The 22,374-nt window shown below is 61.2% G+C and carries 17 protein-coding genes; 8 read left to right on the top strand and 9 right to left on the bottom strand.

The genetic code is table 11. The features are described 5' to 3' along the window. The first annotated feature begins 218 nt into the window (after window positions 1-218). The 5 genes from J2Y39_RS17110 (at window position 219) to J2Y39_RS17090 (ending at window position 6,985) form a co-directional block, all read left to right on the top strand. Window positions 219-1,292, top strand: coding sequence for a SagB family peptide dehydrogenase (locus tag J2Y39_RS17110; protein ID WP_310218869.1), 1,074 nt, complete (start codon window positions 219-221; stop codon window positions 1,290-1,292). Next, window positions 1,289-2,266, top strand: a complete 978-nt coding sequence (locus J2Y39_RS17105; RefSeq protein WP_095181321.1) for a diiron oxygenase — start codon at window positions 1,289-1,291, stop codon at window positions 2,264-2,266. Before J2Y39_RS17110 ends, J2Y39_RS17105 begins: the two co-directional genes overlap by 4 nt. Then, on the top strand, window positions 2,259-3,491 hold the full coding sequence (locus J2Y39_RS17100) for an MFS transporter (protein ID WP_310218867.1): 1,233 nt from the start codon (window positions 2,259-2,261) through the stop codon (window positions 3,489-3,491). The genes J2Y39_RS17105 and J2Y39_RS17100 overlap by 8 nt, the downstream gene beginning before the upstream one ends. A gap of 256 nt (window positions 3,492-3,747) precedes the next feature. Beyond that, on the top strand, window positions 3,748-5,589 hold the full coding sequence (gene ilvD, locus J2Y39_RS17095) for a dihydroxy-acid dehydratase (RefSeq protein ID WP_024014684.1): 1,842 nt from the start codon (window positions 3,748-3,750) through the stop codon (window positions 5,587-5,589). A 424-nt stretch (window positions 5,590-6,013) separates the two neighbouring features. After that, window positions 6,014-6,985, top strand: a complete 972-nt coding sequence (locus tag J2Y39_RS17090) for an IS110 family transposase (RefSeq protein WP_252867835.1) — start codon at window positions 6,014-6,016, stop codon at window positions 6,983-6,985. Window positions 6,986-7,017: 32 nt separating this feature from the next. Here J2Y39_RS17090 and J2Y39_RS17085 read toward each other — a convergent pair whose 3' ends face one another. Then, on the bottom strand, window positions 7,018-8,073 hold the full coding sequence (locus tag J2Y39_RS17085; RefSeq protein ID WP_310218864.1) for a haloacid dehalogenase-like hydrolase: 1,056 nt from the start codon (window positions 8,071-8,073) through the stop codon (window positions 7,018-7,020). A 239-nt stretch (window positions 8,074-8,312) separates the two neighbouring features. Between J2Y39_RS17085 and J2Y39_RS17080 the strand changes: the two genes are divergently transcribed. After that, entirely contained in the window at window positions 8,313-9,704 is a 1,392-nt protein-coding gene (locus J2Y39_RS17080) for an L-cystine transporter (RefSeq protein WP_056786302.1), read from the top strand. Between the two features lie 93 nt (window positions 9,705-9,797). Here J2Y39_RS17080 and J2Y39_RS17075 read toward each other — a convergent pair whose 3' ends face one another. Further along, on the bottom strand, window positions 9,798-10,310 hold the full coding sequence (locus tag J2Y39_RS17075; RefSeq protein WP_095181318.1) for a dihydrofolate reductase: 513 nt from the start codon (window positions 10,308-10,310) through the stop codon (window positions 9,798-9,800). 85 nt (window positions 10,311-10,395) lie between these two features. On the opposite strand from J2Y39_RS17075, the gene J2Y39_RS17070 reads away from it, so the two are divergent. Beyond that, window positions 10,396-11,769, top strand: a complete 1,374-nt coding sequence (locus J2Y39_RS17070; protein WP_310218862.1) for a DUF2868 domain-containing protein — start codon at window positions 10,396-10,398, stop codon at window positions 11,767-11,769. Then, window positions 11,762-13,147 carry a GTPase/DUF3482 domain-containing protein gene (locus J2Y39_RS17065; RefSeq protein ID WP_095181316.1) on the top strand — a complete coding sequence of 462 codons (1,386 nt, stop codon included), beginning with the start codon at window positions 11,762-11,764 and terminating at the stop codon, window positions 13,145-13,147. Before J2Y39_RS17070 ends, J2Y39_RS17065 begins: the two co-directional genes overlap by 8 nt. A 163-nt stretch (window positions 13,148-13,310) precedes the next feature. Here the strand turns inward: J2Y39_RS17065 and J2Y39_RS17060 are convergent, their stop codons facing one another. The 7 genes from J2Y39_RS17060 to J2Y39_RS17030 all read right to left on the bottom strand — a co-directional run bounded on the left by J2Y39_RS17060 (window position 13,311) and on the right by J2Y39_RS17030 (window position 22,349). After that, window positions 13,311-13,868, bottom strand: a complete 558-nt coding sequence (locus J2Y39_RS17060) for a phosphonate degradation HD-domain oxygenase (protein WP_095181315.1) — start codon at window positions 13,866-13,868, stop codon at window positions 13,311-13,313. Further along, the gene (locus tag J2Y39_RS17055) at window positions 13,865-14,998 is read right to left on the bottom strand and encodes a TIGR03364 family FAD-dependent oxidoreductase (RefSeq protein WP_252868434.1); all 1,134 of its coding nucleotides are present in this window, start codon (window positions 14,996-14,998) and stop codon (window positions 13,865-13,867) included. The genes J2Y39_RS17060 and J2Y39_RS17055 overlap by 4 nt, the downstream gene beginning before the upstream one ends. A 118-nt stretch (window positions 14,999-15,116) precedes the next feature. Continuing rightward, window positions 15,117-16,142 (bottom strand): putative 2-aminoethylphosphonate ABC transporter substrate-binding protein, encoded by a 1,026-nt coding sequence (locus J2Y39_RS17050; RefSeq protein WP_130900350.1) that lies wholly within the window; start codon window positions 16,140-16,142, stop codon window positions 15,117-15,119. Between the two features lie 37 nt (window positions 16,143-16,179). Continuing rightward, entirely contained in the window at window positions 16,180-17,904 is a 1,725-nt protein-coding gene (locus J2Y39_RS17045; RefSeq protein WP_041476848.1) for a putative 2-aminoethylphosphonate ABC transporter permease subunit, read from the bottom strand. Next, window positions 17,904-18,980 carry a putative 2-aminoethylphosphonate ABC transporter ATP-binding protein gene (locus J2Y39_RS17040; RefSeq protein WP_160769642.1) on the bottom strand — a complete coding sequence of 359 codons (1,077 nt, stop codon included), beginning with the start codon at window positions 18,978-18,980 and terminating at the stop codon, window positions 17,904-17,906. Before J2Y39_RS17040 ends, J2Y39_RS17045 begins: the two co-directional genes overlap by 1 nt. Before the next feature lie 234 nt (window positions 18,981-19,214). Continuing rightward, the gene (locus J2Y39_RS17035) at window positions 19,215-20,078 is read right to left on the bottom strand and encodes a LysR family transcriptional regulator (RefSeq protein ID WP_150636962.1); all 864 of its coding nucleotides are present in this window, start codon (window positions 20,076-20,078) and stop codon (window positions 19,215-19,217) included. Window positions 20,079-20,093: 15 nt separating this feature from the next. Continuing rightward, on the bottom strand, window positions 20,094-22,349 hold the full coding sequence (locus J2Y39_RS17030) for a heavy metal translocating P-type ATPase (RefSeq protein WP_310218858.1): 2,256 nt from the start codon (window positions 22,347-22,349) through the stop codon (window positions 20,094-20,096). Window positions 22,350-22,374 lie beyond the last annotated feature (25 nt).

The raw sequence follows: 22,374 nt of genomic DNA, 5'->3' as shown, positions 1-22,374 counted from the left end.
CAATATTCGATTACAAACTAATATGAAGTTGTCGCAACGAAGCGACTCAACTACCAACGAACAAGGAGTTCACATCATGAAAACCATTTATCTCGAAACAGACAAACTCGCCAACCTGGCCTTTCTGGTTGCAGCCACCGGCCGCTAAGTAAGCCTGGACGCCGGAGAGTGCCGGCACTCTGGCGTCCATCAGACTTTTTCCCGAGTGACCTGAGCCCATGTATATCAATCCTTTTCTTTTTATATTGCCGCGCCCGCCTGGACAAGTTGTCTGGAACTACAAGAACCACACTCAACACGAACTTGATCTTGATTACTCCCATCGCCTCGCCAGACTTATACACAACCCTGAATTATTTGATCCGAACAACATAATAGACACACAACTTCTGGACGCAGGAATTCTGACAACTTCAAAAATAGACAGCCCGAATTGGGGCTGGGATGAATTGTCGAAGATTTATCACATCGGCACACAAAACATACCTTGCGCACATACGCCTCGGAATATCCACGAGTGGTCCAGGCAATATCTGGCGCACTGCAGCGAAGTGCTGGCGAAGCCAGAACCTGCAGACACCCGGGCGCGGCGATCAGTGCAGCCCCTGATTACCCTGCCCGTACCGGGCGCCATTGATGATGACAGCCTGACTCAGGCCCTGATGAGGCGCAAAACCTGTCGTTCCTACACCGGTGCAGCGGTGACACTGGATGAGGTTGGCACGCTGCTGTATTTGACCCTCGGCTATCTTCCCCCACGCGACAATGCCCACGACGATCCGGTCGCACCGGGTCTCGAGGCACGCCGAAGCTGCCCGTCCGGCGGCGGATTGAACGCCTGTGAGGGATTTGTCCTGGCGCAAAATGTCAGCGGACTGGAACCCGGCATCTACGCCTATCACCCTGCCGAACACGCCCTGAGTCGGATCAATGCGCTGCCGGATCCGGAGCTGGGTCAATTGCTCGGCGGCCAGCATTTCATCAACAACCTGCCACTGGGCGTGTTCATCACTGCAAGGTTTGATCGTCTCTGGTGGAAGTACGAGCACTCGCGTGCCTATCGCATGGCCTTCATCGAAGCCGGTCATCTCTCGCAAACCTTTCAACTGGTAGCGACGACGCTAGGGTTGAACACCTGGTTGACCGGCGCGTTTGCCGACGCACAGATTGAAACCCTGCTCGGCATCGCGGACAGCGCCGAGCAACCGTTGTTCTTCGTCGGTTGCGGACAAAGCGATGGCCAGGCCATGTGCCAGGAAATGCGTGATCTGCTCAGCGGAGCACAGTCATGATTCCCACGGCTATGGACGAGAGCGAAGCCCCGGTGTCATGGTCGCTCAAATTCACGCTTCCAGGCTGGGAGAACCGTGCATCGGTACGCAGCAGTGTCCATGACTATCGGTTACCGGGCGATGTCGAGCAGCAATTGCAAACCCGCTACTGGTTACCCCCGGCCTTTGTGCCCTATCTGGCGCATCCGGCCATCCAGGCCAAAGGTCGCGAAACCCTGCACCGCCTTACCGCCAATCATCTGGTGTATTTCCTCGACTACACCACCCTGCTCGAACACCGCATCGTCAACCGCGCGGTGGAAGTCATCGTGCACCGCGAACTGCCCATTTATATACCGCTACCGATGAAACATGCGGCACTGCAGCTGTATACCGACGAGGGCTACCACGCGCTGTTTTCCAACCAGATTGCCGAGCAGATCGCTGCGCTCTACGGCATCACCCGGCGACCGGTCATTCCGAAGCGGATCAGCCGCATGAACGCTTTGATCGCGCGCACGCCGGAGAAAAACCGTGCATTGGCCTGGTTCCTGCTGGGATTTGTCTCGGAAACCATCATTGCCCGCGAGTTGCTGGAGGTCTGCCGCGACACGCTGGTATCCAGTGTGAGTGACATGTTGCGTGATCACCTTGCCGACGAAGCCCGGCACAGCCGCTATTTCGCCGAAGCCTTCCATTACTTCTGGATTGCGATGAACAGTCGTCAACGCCTGTTCGCCAGCAAGACCCTCGTGGAGATCATTTCCATCTTCTTCGAAGCAGATGAAGGCTGGCTGCAACAAAGCCTGCGTTCGGCCGGTATTGCCGAGATCGACGTGATGGAGATTGTCGGCGGCACGGCAACGGTGCAGGCCAACCGCGCCCGTGCACGCGTTGGCTGCAAACCTACGGTGGAGGCCTTGCACAAGGCGGGCTTCTTTGCATTGCCCCATAACCAGACACTCTTCGCCAAAGCAGGATTGATCGATGGATAAACACAGCCGTGTAGCTACCCGCCGGCAACAACGCGGTGCCGTCAGCCTGTTGTTGGCGATGATCCTGCTTGGCGTGTTTCCGCTGGATGTGCTGCTGCCTTCCTTTCCGGCATTGGCAGCACACTTTGGCCGATCGTCTAACGACATCGCGCTGTCGATCAGTCTGTTTGCCGTGGGCATCGCATTTGCCCAGTTATTGATCGGCCCGCTGTCAGATGTGATCGGGCGCAAAGGTCTGCTGCTTGCCGGCATGAGCGTGTCGCTGCTCGGCGCACTGGGCTGCGTGCTGAGCAATGACTACACGCTGTTCCTGATTTTCCGGGTGATGCAGGCGCTGGGATGCGGTTGCTTCGTGCTGTCCCAGGCACTGGTGCAGGATCTGTTCGAAGGCAACGAGCGTGATCGCCTGCGGATCCTGATGGTCACCGCAACGGGCATCTTCATTTCGATATCACCATTGGCGGGCACGTTTCTGCAGGCCACGCTCGGCTGGCGCGGCAGCTTCTGGGTCTTCATCGCCCTGGCCGCAGCAGTTCTGATCAAGACCTGGCGATTGCTCGATAACAGCCGTCCTCCTCATGATCCCAGCCGCCTTGGCTTCATCCAGTCCTATCAGCGCGTCTTGGGCAATTTCGAATTTGTCGGCTGTTGGCTGATTTCCGCATTCGCTTTCGCTTGCCACTTTTCCTTCATCGTCATTTCCCCGCTGATCTTCATGGAGCAGCTGCAGATGGCACCTTACGATTTCGCCTTGATCCTGCTGATCTACGGCGCCGCCTATGTCTTTGGCGGCGTGCTCGCCAGCGTGCTGAACCGGCATATCAATGCGCAACAGCAGATTTTTACCGGGCTGAGTCTGATCCTGCTCTCGGGACTGGTAATGCTCTATCTGGCCGCCAACCATGATTTGTCAGCTGCGACTGTGCTGATTCCAATGCTCATCTGCACGGTGGGCACGACCATTACCCGGCCACCGGCTACCTCCCGCGCCATGAGCCTGTTTGCCGAAAATGCCGGCGCATCGGCGTCTGCCGGCAGCACCATCATCTTTATCTGTGGCGGGCTGGTCAGCGCCTTGATCAGCCTCGGCCCGGCCAACCTGCAAGCGACGCTGGGCTACGGTTTCGTCCTGTTGAGCGGCATATCCCTGTTGCTCAACAGCGTGATTGGCCGCCGCGTCAGCAACCTGCGCAGCAACAGGTTGATGCCCGGAGGCGACCATTGACCCTGCCAGTCGTCATCCCGCGCACCGCATCAGCAAGTCAACGATGCTTTGCGCCATTCCCTCGCGACGCCAGCGGTGTAGAATCGCCTCATTCATCGCCATTCATCCCCGGCGGGTTTATGAGCTCAGGCTGAGACCAGCGGCGATCCCGCAACGTCATCGGCAGCTTCCGGACACACGGCCATTTTTCGGGTGTTTCAGAGGTCAACAGAAGCTCACTCCCCTTTAGTACGTGATTAGCCGCCCGGAGTGCTCCATGCCAGATTACCGCTCGAAAACATCCACCCACGGCCGCAACATGGCCGGCGCCCGCGCACTGTGGCGCGCCACCGGCATGAAAGATGACGACTTCAAGAAGCCGATCATTGCCATCGCCAACTCGTTCACCCAGTTCGTCCCGGGGCATGTGCACCTGAAGGACCTGGGTCAACTGGTCGCCCGCGAGATCGAACGCGCCGGTGGCGTGGCCAAGGAATTCAACACCATCGCCGTCGATGACGGCATCGCCATGGGCCACGACGGCATGCTGTATTCGCTGCCGAGCCGCGAGATCATCGCCGACTCCGTCGAGTATATGGTCAATGCCCACTGCGCCGACGCTATCGTGTGCATTTCCAACTGCGACAAGATCACCCCGGGCATGCTGATGGCCGCGCTGCGCCTGAACATCCCGGTGATCTTCGTTTCCGGTGGCCCGATGGAAGCGGGCAAGACCAAACTCGCCTCCCACGGCCTCGACCTCGTCGACGCCATGGTGATCGCCGCCGACTCCAGCGCTTCTGACGAGAAAGTCGCCGAGTACGAGCGCAGCGCCTGTCCGACCTGTGGTTCATGCTCCGGCATGTTCACCGCCAACTCGATGAACTGTCTGACCGAAGCACTGGGTCTGGCCTTGCCGGGCAACGGTTCCACTCTGGCCACTCACAGCGACCGCGAGCAGCTGTTCCTGCAGGCCGGTCGCACCATCGTCGAGCTGTGCAAGCGTTACTACGGCGAGAACGATGACTCCGTGCTGCCGCGCAACATCGCCAACTTCAAGGCGTTCGAGAACGCGATGATGCTCGACATCGCCATGGGCGGTTCGACCAACACCATCCTGCACTTGCTCGCAGCCGCCCAGGAAGCCGAGATCGATTTTGACCTGCGCGACATCGACCGTCTCTCGCGCAGCGTGCCGCAGCTGTGCAAAGTCGCACCGAACATCCAGAAGTACCACATGGAAGACGTGCACCGCGCCGGCGGCATTTTCAGCATCCTCGGTTCGCTGGCCCGTGGCGGCCTGCTGCACACCGACCTGCCGACCGTGCACAGCCGCAGCATGGAAGAAGCCATCGCCAAGTGGGACATCACCCAGACCAGCGACGAAGCCGTGCATCACTTCTTCAAGGCAGGTCCTGCGGGCATTCCGACCCAGACCGCGTTCAGCCAGTCGACCCGTTGGGAAACCCTCGACGACGATCGTGAAAACGGCTGCATCCGCAGCTTCGAGCACGCCTATTCGAAAGAAGGCGGCCTCGCCGTGCTGTACGGCAACATCGCGCAGGACGGTTGCGTGGTGAAAACCGCCGGGGTCGATGAGTCGATCCACGTCTTCGAAGGCAACGCGAAAATTTTCGAAAGTCAGGACAGCGCCGTGCGCGGCATCCTCGCTGACGAAGTGAAGGAAGGCGACATCGTCATCATTCGCTACGAAGGCCCGAAAGGCGGCCCGGGCATGCAGGAAATGCTCTACCCGACGTCCTACCTGAAATCCAAAGGTCTGGGCAAAGCCTGTGCGCTGCTCACCGACGGGCGTTTCTCCGGCGGTACTTCCGGCCTGTCAATCGGTCACGCTTCGCCAGAAGCTGCGGCCGGCGGCGCGATTGGTCTGGTGCAGGATGGCGACAAGGTGCTGATCGACATTCCGAACCGCTCGATCAACCTGTTGGTCAGCGACGAAGAACTGGCGGCACGCCGTGCCGAGCAGGACAAGAAAGGCTGGAAACCGGTCGAGGTGCGTCCACGCAAAGTGACCACCGCGCTCAAGGCCTACGCCCTGCTGGCCACCAGTGCCGACAAGGGCGCGGTGCGCAACAAAGCGATGCTCGACGGGCTGTAACCGTCAAATCGTCGATGCAAAAATGCCCCGCCATGTGCGGGGCTGATCGTTCCCACGCTCTGCGTGGGAATGTCTCAAGGGACGCTCCGCGTCCAGTGACGCGGAGCGTCACGGGCTGCATTCCCACGCAGAGCGTGGGAACGATCCAAAACAAGATCAAAAGATCGCAGCCTTCGGCAGCTCCTTGTATCTCGACTAACGCTCCGTCAGGAGCGATAGTTCTCGACTGATCATCGAGGGAGGGACTTGGAAGCCGCGCAGCTCCTTAGGCTTTTTGCCTGTGACGTAGATCGTGCTCCAGCCCTCCACACTCACTCGTACAGTTCGCACGGTATCTTGGGCCCGCCTGCGGCGAGAGCCCGCATTCGCAAGGTTGGACAGAGTGACGTGATGATCGCAACAGGGAACAAGTGGAGAAACGATCATGTCCGGTTTCGTTGGCGTCGACATCGCAAAGAACACCTTTGATATCGCTACACACCAGCCCAACGGCAAGCACAAAACCAAGGCCAAGCTGGCCAACGATCCAAAGGGCTTTAAAGAGTTTGAGGCGTGGCTAGAAAAAAACGCCGAGCGTTCGGCCCTGATCGTGATGGAAGCCACCAGCGTCTACCACTTGGAGCTCGCGGAATTCGTTTACAACAAAGGCTTCCGGGTCTGCGTCGTGAACCCGGCTACGACCAAAGCGTACGCTGACAGCGAACTGCGCCGCATCAAGACCGATAAAAGCGATGCCAAACTGATCGCCGACTTTGCCCGGGAAAAGGATCAAAAACTTCACCCATGGGCGCCTGAGCCGCTGAAATACCGCCAGTTAAAAGCAATGGTGCGCCGCCTGGATGACCTTCAGGAAATGGAACAAATGGAGCTTAATCGTCTGGACGTTTCCGACGAAAAGGTCAAAGACTCGATCAACTCCGTTCTGCGCCATATCGAAAAAGAGATCGTAGAAACGCATAAGGCGATCAAAAAACACATCGATGACGACCCGGATATGCGTCAGATGCGGGATCTCATCGTAACCATCGACGGCATCGGACAAAAAACGCTTGAACGATTGCTCGCCGAACTGGGTGACCTGCGCAAATACAGTGATCCTCGCCAACTGGTCGCTGCCGCAGGGCTCAATCCAAAGCTGCAGGAATCAGGAAAGCTCAAAGGTCACACCCTGATCTCAAGAGTAGGGTCAGCACGGCTGCGTGCAGGCCTTTACATGCCTGGCATGGTGGCGCTGAAACACAATAAGGCGATCAAGGCGATGAAAGAACGCCTGGAAGCCAATGGCAAGGCCCCCAAGCAGATCATCTGCGCAGCAATGCGCAAGCTGCTGCACTTCATTTACGGAGTGCTCAAGTCAGGACTGCCATATGACCCGAAACTTGCGCTTGCCCGGTGAGGCTCAAGACGGTATCTACATGCGATCGTGGCTTACTGGATGTCTTCCGGTTTGACGATCACCCAGTTCTTGTCCGCCGTCACCGGCAAGCCTTCCTTGGCCTGCGCCGCCGCGTGCTTGGCCATCATGCCGTTGATTTGCGTCATGTACTTGTCCTTGCGGTTGATCCACAAGTGAATGCCGCCCTTGGCCACATCGACATCGTGGAACAGCATGTAACCGTCGCTCGTCGGGGTATCGCCGCCGACCAGTACCGGTTTTTTCCATTCATCGATATAGGTCAGGATCGCTGCGTGCTTGCCGGCCATCCACGTTGCCGGGGTCCACAGGTACGGCGTCAGCTCCAGGCCGAGGTTGGCCTTCTCGTCATATTTGCCAGCAGTGATCTGTTTGCGCGCAGTGGTCAGCTCGCCGGTCTTCTGATCCTTGAGCAGCATTGAAACGCCAATGACGTTCTGCGGTTTGACGTTGTAACCGTACTTGGGATCCGCCGCGACCATGCGTACCAGTTCCTCTGAAGCGGCGGTCATCACGTAGACCTCGATACCGTTCTCCATCAGCTTGTTGTACAGCTCCTGCTGGCCAGTGAAGATCTTCGGCGGATTGACATCGAGCTTCTTCACCACATCGCCTTCGTAATACGTCGCCGGCACCGGTTTGCCCGAAGCCATCAGCTCGTCAACGTAGCCCTTGAGTTCCTTGAGGGTGAAGCCAGAGAACACCTGCGCCACCCACGGGTAGCAGACCATGTCGTCGACTTCGCAGAGCCGGTAGTAATAACTGAACAGGCTTTCCTTGTGCTCGGCGGTGTCCTTGAACGGCATCAGTTTCAGCGAGGGGTCGAGCTTGTCGCGGGTAATAAGGCCCTTGTTTTCCATGAACGGCAGCAAGGATTCTTCGAGGTCGTAGCGGTAACTGGTGTTGTCCATGTCGAACACCGCGTAATTACCCTTGTTGGCGTTGGCGGCAATCATCGCGTCCAGCGCCTTGGCCTGATCCGCCGGCCAATGCTTGAGGTCCGTGGCCAATGCCTGGCCAGCAAGGCCAGCCGCCAGTGCCATAGCCAACAACGTGCGTGCAATTTTCATAGCGCTACTCCCCGATGCAAAGAGTTCGACGCTAACAAATCATTGTGACAAGCCTCGCCTGTCAGCGACCGCTGACGTCCCCTGCGCGTCAGTTGCATTGCCGACAGCGACACGCGCTTATTCCAAAAACGACGGTTGCCCAGCCATTTTGGTATTAAATCATTGCAAATCAAGCTGTTAGGCTTGCCGGTTCGCAGCAGCCCCGGATGGCTGTTGGCACAGTCTTTACTGGAGTTCTCATGAATCTACCGCTGATTCTCAACCTGCTGGTGTTCCTCGCCTTGCTCTTCGGTCTGGCGCAAACCCGCCACACCACTTGGAGCCTGGCGAAAAAAGTCCTGCTTGCACTGGTCCTCGGCGTGGCGTTCGGCGTCGCGCTGCACACGATTTACGGTGCCGGCAACCCGGTGCTGAAAGCCTCGATCGGCTGGTTCGATCTGGTCGGCAACGGTTACGTACAGTTGCTGCAGATGATCGTGATCCCGCTGGTGTTCGCCTCGATCCTCAGCGCCGTGGCCCGCCTGCACAATGCCTCGTCGCTGGGCAAGATCAGTTTCCTGACCATCGGCACGCTGCTGTTTACCACCGCCATCGCAGCGCTGATCGGCATCGGCCTGACCAACCTGTTCGGCCTCAGCGCTGAAGGTCTGGTCGCCGGCACTCAGGAAATGGCACGCCTGCAAACCATTCAGAACGACTACGCCGGCAAGGTCGCCGACCTGAATGTGCCGCAATTGCTGCTGTCGTTCATTCCGCAGAACCCGTTCGCCGACCTGGCCCGGGCCAAGCCGACCTCGATCATCAGTGTGGTGATCTTCGCCGCGTTCCTCGGGGTTGCCGCGCTGCAACTGCTCAAGGACGACGTCGAGAAAGGTCAGAAAGTGATCAACGCCATCGACACCCTGCAAGCCTGGGTGATGCGTCTGGTGCGTCTGGTGATGAAGCTGACCCCGTACGGTGTGCTGGCGCTGATGACCAAAGTGGTCGCCGGTTCCAACCTGCAGGACATCATCAAGCTGGGCAGTTTCGTCGTGGTCTCGTATATCGGCCTGGGCCTGATGTTCGTCGTGCACGGCGTGCTGGTGTCGGCCGCCGGGATCAACCCGCTGCGCTTCTTCCGCAAGATCTGGCCGGTGCTGACCTTCGCCTTCACCAGCCGCTCCAGCGCGGCAACCATTCCGCTGAGCATCGAAGCGCAGACCCGTCGTCTGGGCATTCCGTCGTCAGTCGCCAGTTTCGCTGCCTCGTTCGGTGCGACCATCGGCCAGAACGGGTGTGCCGGCCTGTACCCGGCGATGTTGGCCGTGATGGTGGCACCAACGGTCGGCATCAACCCGCTGGATCCGCTGTGGATCGCGACGCTGGTAGCGATTGTCACGTTGAGTTCGGCCGGTGTCGCCGGAGTGGGTGGAGGCGCGACGTTCGCCGCACTGATCGTGCTGCCAGCGATGGGCCTGCCGGTGTCACTGGTGGCGTTGCTGATTTCGGTCGAGCCGCTGATCGATATGGGCCGCACCGCGTTGAACGTGAGTGGCTCGATTACCGCAGGGGCGATTACCAGTCAGGTCATGCAGCAGACTGATAAAGCGTTGCTGGATGCCGATGAACACGCAGAGTTGGCCCAGGCTTAAGCTTCTCAGCGACTGAGCGGGCCTCTTCGCGAGCAGGCTCGCTCCCACACTGAAATGCGTTCCCCTGTGGGAGCGAGCCTGCTCGCGAAGCTGTTAGGCTTTCTCCCAAACCTCAAAGCTATATGCAGGTTTATCGCCCTCTGCCGGATTCGGTACATCCGACACCAGCTTCCATTCGCTCAGATCAAACTCCGGAAACCACGCATCCCCTTCCGGGCTCAGCGCTACGCGGGTCAGGTACAGCCGATCGGCCTGCGCCAGCCCTTGCGCATACAACTGCGCGCCGCCAATCAGCATCAGTTCATCAACGCCCTGGGCTTTCGCCCATTCCTCGGCGCGGGCCACGGCGGCTTCCAGCGACGGATAGACCTCGGCGCCTTCGAGCTGCAGATCAGGCTGACGGCTGACCACGATGTTCAAGCGCCCCGGCAACGGCCGGCCGAGCGAATCCCAGGTCTTTCGGCCCATGATGATCGGCTTGCCGAGCGTGGTCGCCTTGAAGTATTTGAAGTCCCCCGGCAGGTGCCAGGGCATGCTGTTGTCGACGCCGATCACGCGGTTTTCACCGAGGGCTGCGATCAGGCTGAGGGGCAGTGATTTAGTCATGCCGGCGAGGATACCAGAGCCGCGCTTACCCCGATAAGCGCCACAGCGGTTATGCTCAGCGCTCGATTTAGCGACGGGACGCCGCGTGACTGAACTGACTCCACTGCAAAACCTCTGGCTCACCGAAACCATCCGCCTGCGCGAAGAACACGCGGGGCCGCTGGATGACCTGGAAGCCAATCGTCTGGCCCGCGCCGCTGGTGGCGATCTGCCGAGCCGCATTGCGCGCCGGGCGCTATGGCTGGCCGAGCGCGACGGACTGACCGCCGCGCTCAAGCACTGGCTGCAAGGCGCGCGCCTGGCGCTGGTGCTGTTGATGATTGTCGCCGTGCTCAGCGGCGCCGGTCTGGCATTCGCCGCACTTGGGCAGACGCCGGTAAATGTGTTCTGGGCGCTGGGCAGTCTGCTCGGGATCAATATGATTTTGCTGCTGAGCTGGGCGCTGGGCTTGATTTTCGCTGGCGAACACGGCGCCACCCTCGGGCGCTTGTGGCTGTGGCTCAGCGAAAAATTCGCCCGCGACGCCAAAGCCGCGCAACTGGCACCGGCCCTGCTGTTGCTGCTGCAACGCAAGAAACTCAACCGCTGGGCGCTCGGCGCGTTGGTCAATGGCCTGTGGCTACTGGCAATGCTCAGCGCGCTGATTCTGTTGCTGACCCTGATGGCCACGCGGCGCTACGGCTTTGTCTGGGAAACCACGATCCTCGGCGCCGACACCTTTATCCATGTCACCCAGGCCCTTGGCTATCTGCCGTCGCTGCTCGGCTTCAATGTGCCGACCGAGGAAATGATCCGCGCCAGCGGCGACGGCGCACTGGATATTGAAAGCGCACGACAAGCCTGGGCAACCTGGCTGGTCGGTGTGCTGGTGGTCTACGGCGTGCTGCCGCGCCTGCTGCTCGCGCTGTTGTGCCTGTGGCGCTGGAACAGCGGCAAAGCGGCGCTGCGCCTGGATCTGAACCTGCCCGGCTACGCGCAACTGCGCGAACGGTTGATGCCGACCAGCGAGCGCCTTGGTGTCAACGACCCGGAGCCGGCGCAACTGCATCGCGTCGAAAGCAACATCGGCGAACGCGCCAGCGAAGGCGCGCTGCTGGTGGCGATCGAGTTGGACGAACAGCGTCCGTGGCCACCCGCGCTGCCGAAAAACGTCAGCAACGCGGGCATCCTCGACAGTCGCGAATCGCGGCACAAACTGCTCGAGCAACTCAGTCGCTTCCCGCCAGCGCGGCTGGCCATCGCCTGTGATCCGCGACGTTCGCCGGATCGCGGCAGCCTCGCGCTGATCGCCGAACTCGCGCGCAACGCCAGCGCCACTCGCATCTGGCTGCTGCAAGCGCCACCCGGCGAAGCGCTGGACGGGCAACGTCTGGGTGACTGGCACGCGGCGCTGCAACAGCTGGAACTGCCATTCGCCGATTGCGCGCCGATGAACTGGCTGGAGAGCGGACATGACTGATGCACGCAAGGCCCCGCTGAAACTGGCAGTGGTTGGCCACACCAACGTCGGCAAGACCTCGCTGCTGCGCACGCTGACCCGTGACGTCGGCTTCGGCGAAGTCTCGCACAGGCCGAGCACCACCCGGCATGTCGAAGGCGCGCGGTTGTCGGTGGATGGCGAGCCGTTGCTCGATCTGTACGACACGCCGGGGCTGGAAGATGCGATCGCCCTGCTGGATTTTCTCGAGCGTCTGGAACGCCCCGGCGAACGCCTCGACGGCCCGGCACGACTGGCGCGGTTTCTCGACGGCAGCGAGGCGCGCCAGCGTTTCGAACAGGAAGCCAAGGTACTGCGACAACTGCTGGCCTCCGATGCCGGTCTGTATGTGATCGACGCCCGCGAACCGGTGCTGGCCAAGTACCGCGACGAGCTGGAAGTGCTCGCCAGTTGCGGCAAACCGCTGCTGCCGGTGCTGAATTTCGTCAGCAGCGCCAACCATCGCGAACCCGATTGGCGTGAAGCGCTGGCGCGGTTGGGGCTGCATGCGTTGGTACGTTTCGACAGCGTCGCGCCGCCCGAGGATGGCGAGCGGCGCTTGTACGAGAGCCTCGCCCTGCTATTGGAAAACGCCCGGCCGCAACTGGAGCGGTTGATCGCCGACCAGCAGGCGCAGCGCCTCGCCCGTCAGCAAAGCGCCGCGCGCTTGATTGCCGAATTGCTGATCGACTGCGCTGCGTGCCGACGCAGTGTGGTCAGCGAAGCCGAGCAGGAACAACAGGCGATCAGCGAGCTGCGCAAAGCCGTACGTCAGCGTGAGCAGAAGTGCGTTGAGGCGCTGCTCAAGCTCTACGCGTTTCGCCCGCAGGACGCGGCGGCCAGTGACTTGCCGTTGCTCGACGGGCGCTGGGGCGATGATCTGTTCAACCCGGAAACCCTGAAGCAACTCGGCGTGCGCGTCGGCGGCGGCATTGCTGCCGGTGCAGCGGCCGGGGCTGGGGTGGATTTGCTGGTCGGCGGGATTACCCTTGGCGCGGCGGCGTTGGCCGGTGCGATCGCCGGCGGTGCGCTGCAAACCGCGCGCAGTTATGGCAGTCGCCTGCTCGGCAAAATCAAAGGCCAGCGGGAATTGACAGTGGATGACGCCGTGCTGCGCCTGTTGGCGTTGCGCCAGCGCCAGTTGCTGCTGGCCCTGGATCAGCGCGGGCATGCGGCGATGGACAGCATTCAGGTGGCCACGCCTCTGGACAAGACCTGGCGCGAAGGCAAGTTGCCGGAAGCGCTGAACAAGGCGCGCGCGCATCCGCAGTGGTCGTCGCTCAATCCGCAGGCGAAGTTGAATCAGGCGGAAAGGCAGGAGCAGGTTGAGGCGTTGGTTGATCGGGTGCTTGAGCTTTAGATCGCTACCCCCTCACCCCAGCCCTCTCCCGGAGGGAGAGGGGGCCGACTGTGTTGCTCTTGGGTCATACACCGACCTGAGATATCCAGTCGAACTCAGGTTTGAAAAGCATGGAGATCAGCTCCCTCTCCTCTCCGGGAGAGGGCTGGGGTGAGGGCTGCAATCACTCAGCCGACAACAATTTCTCAGCCTTGCGCTTTAACACACTCAGATCCACCAGCGGCACTGCAACCTCCTTCGCCAACTCATCCCAACACCGCATGCGCAAACTCAGCGCACATAACGGATCAGCCGCAAACGTATCCGCCTCAGCCTCGCTCATTACCCCGCCCTGATATTCCAGGGTGCGCCGACTCGCCTCACTCAACCGCGCGTAATAGCCCGGCTCGCGTAAGGTCAGATAGCGTTTGGCCTGGACGTGATATTCCACCAGTCGCGCCAGCCGTTCGCTGAAACCTGCCTCACGCAGATAGTCGGCACCGAGCCGTTCATGGCTGACCACGCCATAACCGCCCATGTTTTCCGCGCCCTCGGCACACAAATGGCCGATGTCATGAAAGAACGCCGCCAGCACCACTTCATCGTCACAGCCTTCAGCCATGGCCAGTTCTGCGGCCTGGGACATGTGCTCGAGCTGCGACACCGGTTCGCCGATGTAATCGCTGGCGCCGAAGCGTTCATACAGGCCGAACACCCGGGCGATCACCTGTTCGTGATTCATGCCTCCTCCAGTAACTGCGCGATGTTGCGTTCGGCCAGCGCCGGGCCGACGCTCATGCCGACGCCGGTGTGCATCAGCGCCACGCTCAGGCCCGGTGCCGGACGCAGGAATGAAAACGGCCCTGGCCCCCGAGAACCATAGACGCCCTGCCAGCGTTCGACCACTTGCACCTGGCAGCCCAGCGTCTGCTCGGCGAGTTCGAGCATCCAGTTGTCGACCTGTTCGGCGTTGAACGGTGAAGCATCGCTGCCGTAATGATGCGAATCGCCGATGATCAACTCGCCATACGGCGTCGGACTGATCAGCAAGTGAATGCCGTTAGCGTGCAGGTGCGGTTGTTCACGGAGGATCTGCGCCTGCACCGCTGCGGCTTCCGGCAGATCGGCGAAAGCGCCGTAGTGCACGCAGCTCAGGCCGGTGAGCACGGCGTGTTGCAGATTGAGACCGGCCTGCGGTCTGGCGCGGAGCATTTGCAAACGACAGATCTGCGGATTGAGCGCGGCAATCGGCTCGGCCAGCAGGGTCTGATAATCGTGGCCGGAGCAGACGATGATCTGCTTGCCGGTAAAACTGCCGGCGGTGCTGTGCAGACGCCCCGGCTCGACGTCGCGCACCAGCGTGGAAAAGTGAAACTCGACGCCCAGATCTCGGCGCAAATAATCGATCAGCGCCGGAATCGCTTCGCGCGAGTACAACTGCTGATCATCGATACCGTGCAGCGCGGCGCGGTGATGGCTGAACTGGCCGCCATAGAGATCACGCAACGCCGCGCCGCGCAGCAGCTCGACGTTGTAGCCATGCTCGACCGCGCGGTCGGCGCAGAAGGCTTCGAGCAAGTATTCTTCGGCCGCGCTGCGGGCGAACAGGTATGAGCCGTTGCGCTTGATCTGCAGGCCGGCAAGTTGCGCCCAGTCGCCCCAGACCTCGCGGCTGGCCTTGGCCAGTTCGAGCATGATGCCGGGCGGCTGACCGGTCACCAGCGCCTGGCCGAAGTTGCGCACCGAAGCGCCGAGGGGCGTGGCGGTGCGTTCGAATACCGCAACTTTCAGGCCGCGTTTGGCAGCAGCATAGGCGTGGGACAGACCGAGGATGCCAGCGCCGATGATGAGCAGGTCTTTGGGTTGTGTCATGAAGAGGTGCTCTGAATGAGAAACCGCTTTCGCGAGCAGGCTCGCTCCCACAGGGGACAGCATTGCAACTGTGGGAGCGAGCCTGCTCGCGAAGAGGCCTTGTCAGTCGATAAAGATCTTACTTGGCGACAACTTTCTCGGACTTGCCGTCATACCGCTTGCGCCATTCAGCCAGGATCTCGTCGCGATTCTTTGAGGCCCAGGCAAAGTCGTTCTTGATCAGGCGCTGCTCATAGTCGGCTGGCAATTCGGTTTGCGGCTTGGCAATCCCCGGCTGGGCGAGCACGGCGAAGTTCTCCTTGTAAAGATCCATCGCCTCGGCGCTGGCGGAGAAGTCGGCGAGTTTTTTCGCTGCCTCTTCATGCGGCGTGCCCTTGATCACCGCCGTCGCTTCGATCTCCCAGCCCAGACCTTCCTTCGGCAGAATGATGTCCAGTGGCGCGCCCTGGCGTTTCAACTGTACGGCTGGATATTCAAAGGAAATCCCGATCGGAAACTCCCCCGCCGCCGCCAGTTTGCACGGCTTGGAACCGGAGTGAACGTACTGGCCGATGTTCTGGTGCAAGCCGTCCATGTAGGCCCAGCCCTGTTTCTCGCCGAAGGTTTGCAGCCAGGCGCTGACGTCGAGGAAACCGGTGCCGGACGACGCCGGATTGGGCATGACGATCTTGCCCTTGTACTCAGGCTTGGTCAGGTCCTGCCAACTGACCGGTTTGCTCAGACCCTGCTTCTCAGCCTCGACGGTGTTGAAGCAAATGGTCGCGGCCCACACGTCCATACCGACCCAGGCTGGCGGGTTGGCGGCATCGCGGTAGTTTGCACCGATCTTGCCGAGATCCTTCGGCGCGTAGCTTTGCAGCATGCCTTGCTGGTCGAGGATCGCCAGGCTGGAAGCGGCCAGCCCCCAAACGGCGTCAGCCTGCGGACGGGCCTTTTCGGCGAGCAGTTTGGCGGTGATGATCCCGGTGGAATCGCGCACCCATTTGATCTCGACGTCCGGGTTGGCCTTTTCGAAAGCGTCCTTGTAGGACTTCAACTGTTCGGCTTCGAGTGCGGTGTACACCGTCAACTCGGTTTTTGCCGCAAAGGCATTCAGGCTGAAAGTCGCGAGCACAGCAGCGGCCAGGGCCATAGGCTTGAACATGAGCGTTTTCCTGTAGATGAGTTGAACGGAGTTGCAATCAGTGACCGGGCGCGGTTTGCCGCCAGGCCTGGGAACGGCGCAGCAAACCGCGCGAAGCCCACGCCAGCAGCAAGGACACGCCGGCCGAAGTGAACAGAATCAGGGTCGACATCGCCGCCGCGCCGCCAACGTTGCCGGCATCGTCCATGTTCAGCACCGCCACCGCCGCGAGGATGGTGTCGGGGCTGTAGAGGAAGATCGCGGCGGAAACCGTGGTCATCGCCGAGACGAACAGGTAGCGCACGATGTCCAGCAGCGCCGGCAGGCAGATCGGCACAGTCACGCGCAGGTAATGCCGGTACAGCGGCGCCTTCAGCGACAGCGCCGCAGCCTCGAACTCAGCATCGAGCTGGCGCAGCGCGGTGGTCGCGGTCATTTGTGCGGTGGTCAGGTAGTGCGCAATGGTGCAGACGATCAGCAGCGTCATCGTCCCGTAGAGCACGTGCAGCGGATTGCCGCTGAGGTTGAAGAAGAAGACGTAACCCAGGCCCAGCACCAGCCCCGGCACCGCCATCGGCACGAAGCTGAGCATACGCAAAGCCAGGTTCAGCCCGCGCTGAGTGCGGGTTTTCTCCATCAGATAGGCGCCGGTAAAAATCAGCACACTGCCAATCAGCGCCGTGCCCAGCGCCATCTTCAGACTGTTGCCGTAGGCGAGCCAGCCACCGCCGGCGGTATCGTTGAACTGATAGTGGTTGAGCGACAGCGACAGGTTGTACGGCCAGAACTTCACCAGCGACGAAAACACCGCCATGCCGAACACCAGAATCAACGCCGCGCTGATCAGCAAAACAATGGCCAGATAGCAGCCGTCGCGCAGCTTGCACGGCAGCGGTTTGAACACCTGCGCGCGTCCGCTCATGGAGTCGCCATGGCGGCGACGCAACCAGGCATCGACACCGAAACTGAACAGCGCCGGCAGCAACAGCACCATGCCGATCAACGCGCCGCGACCGAATTGCTGCTGGCCGACCACGGCTTTGTAGGCTTCCAGCGCCAACACTTGATAGTCGCCACCGACCACCACCGGCACGCCGAAATCGGTGATGGTCAGGGTGAACACCAGACAGAACGCGGCGAACACCGCCTGACGGGTCGCCGGCCAGGTGATGCTGCGAAACGCCTTCGCAGGGCTGGCGCCCATGCTCGATGCGGCATCGAAAAGCCGCGCATCGGCCAGCGACAATGCCGAGAGCAAAATCATCAGCGCATGGGGAAAGGTGTAGATCACCTCGCCCAGCACAATGCCCCAGAACCCGTAGATATTGTCCGAGAGCAACCCACGCAGCATGCCCTGATTGCCGAACAGATAGACCAGCGCAATCCCCGGCAGCATCGACGGCGCCATCAGCGGCAGCAGGGAGATCCCGCGCCAGATGCCTTTGCCCGGAATCAGCGTGCGTTGCAGCGCGTAGGCAAACAGGTAGGCCAGCGGTACGACAATGGCCGCAACGCTGAGGGACACTTTCAGGCTGTTGCCGAGCAACCAATGGAAATTGGCACTGGTCACCAACTCTTTCGCCGCGAGCCAGCCACCGCCCTGCCCGGCGTCATTGCTGAAGCCGCGCCAGAAGATCGCCAACAACGGCAGCAGCACCGCGAGGCCGAGCAACACCAGCAGAACGACTTTGCCGCCGACCACGAACAGGCGATCGCCGATCTCGGCTTTCGAAGACTGTCGCACCTGCTTGTGCGGTAGCGGCAGCGCGAGGTTGCTGTTCATCAGGCGAACACCTGCAAACTGCGCGGCGGCAAGGCGACCATGATCTGCTGGGCGCCGAGGCGCGGCATGGCTTCTGGCGCGATTTCGGCGAGCAGTGCGTGGCCCGGCAATTGATCAAGTTCGAAGCTCATCCGGCAGCGATTGCCGAGGAAAGTGATTTCGCGAACCCTGGCCGGGAACAGGTTTTCTTCGTGCACCAGCGGATTGACGTTGATCGCCTCCGGGCGGCAGAACAGTCGACCCGAAGCGCCGTGCACGCTGCCCTCGGCCAGACGCAGATTCATCCCGCCGACCTGGGCGTGACTGTCGCTGCTGCGCTGGAACGGCAGCCAGTTGCCCTGGCCGACAAACTCGGCCACGAACGGCGTGGCCGGACGGTTGTAGATTTCCTGCGGCGTGGCGTACTGCTCGACGCGGCCGTTGTTCATCACGGCGATGCGATCGGCCATCAACATCGCTTCGTCCTGATTGTGCGTGACCATCAGCGTGGTGATGCCGAGGTTGCGTTGCAGCTGACGCAGCTCAGTGCACAGATGCTCGCGCACCCGCGCGTCGAGGGCCGACATCGGTTCATCCAGCAACAGCAGCGACGGTGCCGGCGCCAATGCGCGAGCCAGCGCCACCCGCTGTTGCTGACCGCCGGACAATTGGCCTGGGTACTTTTTCTCACTGCCGCTGAGGCCGACCAGTTCCAGCATCTGACCGACACGCCGGCGCACTTCATCGCGACCGCTGCCGGCGAGGCCGTAGGCAATGTTCGCCTCGACCGTCAGATTCGGGAACAGCGCGTAGGACTGGAACAGAATCCCGTAATCCCGTGCTTGCGGGGCGAGGTGCGAGACATCGCGATCGCCCAGGTACAGCTCGCCACTGTCCTGCTGCTCCAGCCCGGCGATGCAGCGCAACAACGTGGTCTTGCCACAGCCCGACGGGCCGAGCAGACACACCAGTTCGCCGGCGGCGACATCAAGGGAGACGTTATCCAGCGCAGTGAACGCACCGAAACGCTTGTGCACGCCGCGCACTTTCATCGGCGCGCCGGGGTTGGTCAGGGCAGTTGCGATGGCAGGATTCATGGACGGACCTCAGCAAACGGATGAGGCCAATCCTAGAGTTGTAATGCGTCCGTCATGTGGCAGCGAGGCAAAAACGGCTGATAGTGGTATTCGGGGATTTTGGTTCAGATTGTGTTTTGCCTGGGCTGACGCCTTCGCGAGCAGGCTCGCTCCCACAGGGGATCGTGTTCACAACCCAAATCCAATGTGGGAGCGAGCCTGCTCGCGAAGAGGCCTTCTCAGACATTGAAGGTCTCATGCCGGAGACATCTCTTGTGCCAAGCCGAGGAACGCCGCCGGCAGACGCGCACCCTTGCGCTCTTTGAGGCAATACAGATACTCCGGAATCTGCGGCGCATTCTCGATGGTCAGCACGCGCAATTGCGGATCATGCGGCACTTCCTGCCGGGCAATGATGCTGATGCCGATATTGCGCAGCACCGCTTCGCGGATCGACTCGCGGCTGCCGATTTCCAACAGCGGTCCGAAGCTCACTCCGGCGCTGGCCAGCAACTCTTCGGTCAACCGCCGCGTGGTCGAACCCGGCTCGCGCATCAACAACGTATGCCCGGCCAGCGCGTTCAGCCTCACATGCTCCAACGAGGCCAACGGATGATTGCGATGCACCGCCAGCACCAGCGGATCGGTGCCGAGTACCCGGCGAATCAACCGCGCATCGTCGAGCAGCTGTGACGACGCCGCGACATCCACGCGGTAATCCTCCAGCGCTTCCAGCACTTGCTGCGAATTGCCGATCTCCACCGACACTTCCACCTGCGGCAAACGCTCGCGGAAGGTCTTCACCAGATCGAGGATGTAATAGGGCGCCGTCGCGGCAATGCGCAGCGTGCCCTGCACCTGGCCGCTGTTGCGCAGGAAAAACTCGATGTCCGCCTCTTGCTGCAACAGGGTCTTGACCATCGGCAGCAAGCGCGCGCCTTCGTCACTGACGCTTAAGCGGCGCCCGCCACGGTAGAACAGTTCCACCGAATACTGACTCTCCAGATTGCGGATTTGCGTGGTCACGGTCGGTTGGCTGAGGCCGAGTTTTTTCGCCGCCAGCGTAATGCTGCCCAAGCGGGCGACCATGTAAAACGCTTTCAGCTCGGCACTCAGCACAACCATCCCTCACGTTTATTTGCGCAGCAGGCGCAAACCGTTGAACACCACCAGCAGGCTCACACCCATATCGGCAAACACCGCCATCCACATGGTGGCGAGCCCGGCAAAGGTTACCGCAAGAAAGATCGCCTTGATCACCAGCGCCAGTGCGATGTTCTGTTTCAGGATGCTCGCGGTGTTGCGCGACAGGCTGATGAACGCGGGGATCTTGCGCAGATCGTCGTCCATCAGGGCGACATCGGCGGTTTCGATCGCGGTGTCGGTGCCGGCGGCGGCCATGGCGAACCCGATCTCGGCGCGGGCCAGTGCCGGCGCGTCGTTGATGCCATCGCCGACCATACCCACCCGGTGGCCCTGCTTGTACAGATCTTCGATGGCTTGCAGCTTGTCGGTCGGCAGCAAATCGCCGCGTGCCTCGTCGATGCCGACCTGGGCGGCAATCGCTTGCGCGGTGTGGACGTTGTCGCCGGTCAGCATCAGGGTTTTCACCCCGAGTTCATGCAACTGACGAATCGCTTCACGGCTGGTTTCCTTGACCGTGTCGGCCACGGCGAACAGTGCCAGTGGGCCTGAGCTGTCGAGCAGCAGCACCACGGATTTGCCCTGCTTTTCCAGGGCGAACAGCTTTTCTTCCAGCTGCGGTGAGCACAGGCCGAGCTCTTCGACCAGACGATGGTTGCCCAAGTGATAAGTCTGGCCGTTGATGTCGCCTTTGACGCCCCGCCCGCCCAGCGCGGCGAAGTTATCCACAGTAAGCGCGGCGAAGTTTTTATCCACAGCGGCGTTGGCAATCGCCAGCGACACCGGGTGATCGGAGCGCCTGGCCAGCGCGGCGGCGATGGCCGGTGCCGTGGCGTCTGCGGTCGGGTCGAGCGAGAGGTAATCGGTTTGCACCGGTTTGCCGTGGGTGATCGTGCCGGTCTTGTCCAGCGCCAGATAATCAAGCTTGAAGCCGCCCTCCAGATACACGCCACCCTTGACCAGAATGCCCTTGCGCGCCGCCGCCGCGAGGCCGCTGACGATGGTCACCGGGGTGGAAATCACCAGTGCGCACGGGCAGGCAACCACCAGCAACACCAGCGCGCGGTAGATCCAGTCGAACCACGCCGCGCCCATGAACAACGGCGGGATGATCGCCACGGCCATGGCGAAGACGAATACCGCCGGGGTGTAGATTTTCGAGAATTGGTCAACGAAACGCTGCGTCGGCGCCCGCGCGCCCTGGGCCTGTTCGACGGCGTGAATGATCCGCGCCAGGGTCGAATTGTTCGCCGCAGCGGTCACCGTATATTCCAGCGAACCGGCCTGATTGATGGTGCCAGCGAAGACTTTGTCACCGACGGTTTTTTCCACCGGCAGGCTTTCGCCGGTGATCGGCGCCTGGTCGATGGTCGAGCTGCCGCTGACCACCGCGCCGTCCAGCGCGATGCGCTCGCCGGGCTTCACCCGCACGCGGGCGCCCAGTTCGACGCTTTTCACCTCTTGTTCGCGCCAGTTGCCGTCGGCCTGCAAGACCGTGGCTTGCTCGGGGGTCATCTGCATCAAGCCACTGATCGCATTGCGCGCGCGGTCCAGCGAGCGTGCTTCGATCAGCTCGGCGACGGTGAACAGGAACATCACCATCGCCGCTTCCGGCCACTGGCCGATGAGGATCGCGCCAGTCACGGCGATGCTCATCAGCGCATTGATGTTGAGGTTGCGGTTCTTCAGGGCAATCCAGCCCTTTTTATAGGTGCCGAGGCCGCCACTGAGAATCGACACCAGCGCAACGACTGCCACCACCCAGTCCGGCGCGGCGCTGGTGAAATGAATGACTTCGGCGCCCAGCGCGGTCAAGCCGGACAGCGCCAATGGCCACCAGTGTTTTTTTACCGCTGCCGGTGCCGGCGCGTCGACACCCGCCTCGAGCGGCTCGGCGTGCATGCCGAGGGACTTGATCGCCTCAGTAATCGGCTCGGTGCCCGGCAGATTGTGGGTCACGCCAAGCACGCGGTTGATCAGATTGAATTCCAGCTGCTGCACACCAGCGAGTTTGCCGAGTTTGTTCTGGATCAGCGTCTGCTCGGTCGGGCAGTCCATCGCCTCGATGCGGAAGCTGCTCAGGCGCGCGTCGGCGCTGGTCTTTTCGCTCAGTTGCACCCGCGCAGGTGCGGCGGCTTTTGACGAGCAGCAGGAATCGCCGCCATGCGCATGTTTATGCACGGGCTGCAATTTATGACTGTGATCGTGACCGTCGCCGGGCTTGTGGGTGTGCAGGGAATCGCTCATTGGTCGCGTCCATGAAGGTGCCTGT

The organism is Pseudomonas sp. 2957 (assembly GCF_031456345.1).
Lineage (GTDB): Bacteria > Pseudomonadota > Gammaproteobacteria > Pseudomonadales > Pseudomonadaceae > Aquipseudomonas > Aquipseudomonas siliginis.
Note: the sequence above shows the minus strand (reverse complement) of the source record. Positions and strands in the feature narration are given on the sequence as shown.